The sequence below is a fragment of the Anoxybacillus sp. genome, from assembly GCF_036834105.1.
Classification (GTDB): Bacteria; Bacillota; Bacilli; order Bacillales; family Anoxybacillaceae; genus Anoxybacillus.
Genome location: NZ_DAITON010000197.1, coordinates 1 through 2,921, shown reverse-complemented (window position 1 = coordinate 2,921; position 2,921 = coordinate 1). Strand labels below are relative to the sequence as shown.

The 2,921-nt window shown below is 43.9% G+C and carries 3 protein-coding genes; all 3 read left to right on the top strand.

All coding sequences use genetic code 11. From position 1 onward, the window contains the following. The coding region (locus V7Z64_RS12755) for a cell division ATP-binding protein FtsE (RefSeq protein WP_334110651.1) at nt 1–587 on the top strand (587 nt) is incomplete at its 5' end. Then, on the top strand, nt 577–1,470 hold the full coding sequence (gene ftsX, locus V7Z64_RS12750; protein ID WP_003397340.1) for a permease-like cell division protein FtsX: 894 nt from the start codon (nt 577–579) through the stop codon (nt 1,468–1,470). The genes V7Z64_RS12755 and ftsX, both read left to right, overlap by 11 nt. A 19-nt stretch (nt 1,471–1,489) precedes the next feature. Continuing rightward, nucleotides 1,490–2,755, top strand: coding sequence for a murein hydrolase activator EnvC family protein (locus tag V7Z64_RS12745; RefSeq protein WP_297990710.1), 1,266 nt, complete (start codon nt 1,490–1,492; stop codon nt 2,753–2,755). The last annotated feature ends 166 nt before the right edge of the window (nt 2,756–2,921 follow it).

The window sequence follows — 2,921 nt, the reverse complement described above, 5'->3', positions numbered from 1 at the left end:
TCGGTCCGAGCGGCGCTGGGAAATCGACGTTTATTAAAATGATGTATCGCGAAGAGAAGCCGACAAGCGGCAAAATTATGATTAATGGCGTGAACTTGGCGAATATAAAAGATAGCAAAGTCCCTTTGTTGCGCCGAAACATCGGTATCGTATTTCAAGATTTTAAATTGCTTCCGAAGTTAACGGTATATGAAAATGTAGCGTTTGCTTTGGAAGTTATTGAGGAATCGCCGAAAAACATTCGCAAGCGCGTCATGGAAGTGCTCGATTTAGTACGGCTCAAACATAAAGCGCGCTTTTACCCTAATGAATTGTCCGGAGGAGAGCAACAGCGAGTGTCGATTGCCCGTTCAATCGTCAACAATCCAGCGATTGTCATTGCCGATGAACCGACGGGAAATTTAGATCCAGATACATCTTGGGAAATTATGGACATCTTCGAGCGCATTAACGATCGTGGGACGACCATTGTGATGGCGACGCATAACCGCGAAATCGTCAACACGATTCGCAGGCGTGTCATTGCGATTGAACGCGGCAAAATTGTGCGCGATGAAGTGAAGGGGGAATACGGTTATGAGGCTTAACACCCTTCGCCGCCATTTTCGTGAAAGTTTTAAAAGTCTCGGACGAAACGGTTGGATGACGTTTGCGTCCATTAGTGCTGTCACTGTAACGCTGTTGCTTGTCGGCGTGTTTCTCGTCATCATGCTCAATATCCAACATATAACGAAGCAAATTGAGCGCGATGTCGAAATTCGCGTGCATGTCGATTTGAGCGCAACAGATGCGGATAAAGATGTGCTACGGGCGAAGCTGGAAGCTCTTTCTGGTGTAGAAAAAGTGACGTACTCATCAAAAGATGAAGAGCTTCAAAAATTAATTGACAGTTTTGGGGAAGATGGGCAGTCGTTTCGTTTGTTTGAGCAAGATAATCCGTTAAGCGATGTATTTATTGTGAAAGCAAAAAATCCGCTTGATACGGAAAAAATCGCAAAACAAATTGAAGCTTTGCCTTCTGTCGGTAAAGTCAAATACGGAAAAGGACAAATTGAAAAGCTATTTGCGGCAACGACGACGATTCGCAACGTCGGATTGGCGCTCATTGTCGGATTATTATTTACGGCGATGTTTCTCATCTCAAATACGATTAAAATTACAATTTTTGCCCGTCGTCGTGAAATTGAGATTATGAGATTAGTAGGGGCGACTAACGGATTTATTCGCTGGCCGTTTTTCCTTGAAGGGCTATGGCTCGGTGTATTAGGTTCAGTTGTGCCAATTGCGATCGTTCTATCCGCTTATTCGTACGTATTTGATTTACTGTACCCAAAATTAAAAGATACGTTTTTTCAACTTCTTCCTTTTTATCCGTTTGCATGGCAATTGGCGGCAGTGCTCGTTTTATTAGGAGCATGCATCGGCATGTGGGGAAGCTTGATGTCTGTCAGACGATTTTTGAAAGTATAGAAAGAGAGAGGGGTTTACGGTGCAAAAAAGATGGGGAACGATTGTTGTCGCTGTGATGCTGCTTGTTTCAAGCGTAGCTGCGCCTGCGTATGCGGTGACGAAACGTGATATTCAACAGAAAAAAGAAGAAATAAAAAATGTACAACAAAAGCAGTCAACGATTGAAAATAAAATTGAACAGTCGCAACAAGAAATTGAACGGCTAAAAGCGGAACAGCAAAAGATCGATGCGGAAATTAAAAAGCTCGATTTAGCTGTCGAAGAGACAAGTGCTAACATTCGTGCGAAACAACAAAATATTGAAGAAACGAAACAGCAAATTATCGCGCTTCGCAAAGAAATCGAGGAAGTAACAGCCCGCATTGAGCAACGCAATGAGTTGTTGAAAGAGCGGGCGCGCTCGCTGCAAGAAAGCGGAGGAGTTGTCAGTTATTTGGACGTGTTGCTTGGAGCGAAAAGTTTCAGCGATTTTATCGACCGAATGAGCGCGGTTGCGACCATTTTCGAAGCAGACCGTCAAATCATTAAAGAGCAAGAAGCAGATAAAGCGTTAAAAGAAGCAAAAGAGGAAGAGCTAAACGACAGCTTAGTTCGCCTGCAAGAGCAGCTAAATGAGCTACAAAAGTTAAAACAAACGTTAAACGAACAAATTGCGGCGAAAGAAAAACTGATGGCGCAATTGAAAGAGCAGCAAAAGCACGAAGAGGAAAAGCAACTCGCTTTAGAGGAAGAAAAAGAGCTGCTTGAGAAGCAAGAAGCAGCTATGAAAAACCAATTACAAGAGATGATTCGTCGCCAAAAAGAACAGGAAGAAGCACGGAAACGAGCATTATCAAGCCGCGGATCATCGTCAGAGAGCGGTGGCAGTTTGCCTCCTGTGTCAGACGGTGCGTTCATGCGCCCAGCAAACGGTCCAATTACATCAACATTTGGACCGCGGTGGGGTGAATTCCACTACGGAATCGACATTGGAAAACGCGGGGCTAGTGTGCCTGTCGTTGCGGCAGCTGACGGTTATGTTTACCGCTCATACTATTCCTCGAGTTACGGAAACGTCATTTTTATCATGCACTATATTGATGGACAAGTGTACACGACAGTATATGCCCATCTTGAGTCCCGCCTTGTTGGTGAAGGACAAAACGTAAGTAAAGGACAAATGATCGGCTATATGGGCAATACAGGTCGCTCATTTGGCGCGCACTTACATTTTGAATTGCATCGCGGACCTTGGAATGCATCAAAGTCTAACGCAGTCGACCCATTAAAATATATTCCGTTTTAACGGTAAGCACAGCGAATGAGCTGTGCTTTTACGTATTGGTTGAGAAAGTTGTACGTTCGGTGTAAAATAAATACATCTTCAAGTAGTTATGAACGGTACAAGCTATTCATATAATGAAAACAAATGGGCATCGCACACGGTGTGATGCCTTTCATGTATCGAAGGG

Excerpts from the sequence above, each read along its gene's own strand:
- ftsX (WP_003397340.1), top strand. The coding sequence starts at position 577 with ATGAGGCTTAACACCCTTCGCCGCCATTTTCGTGAAAGTTTTAAAAGT.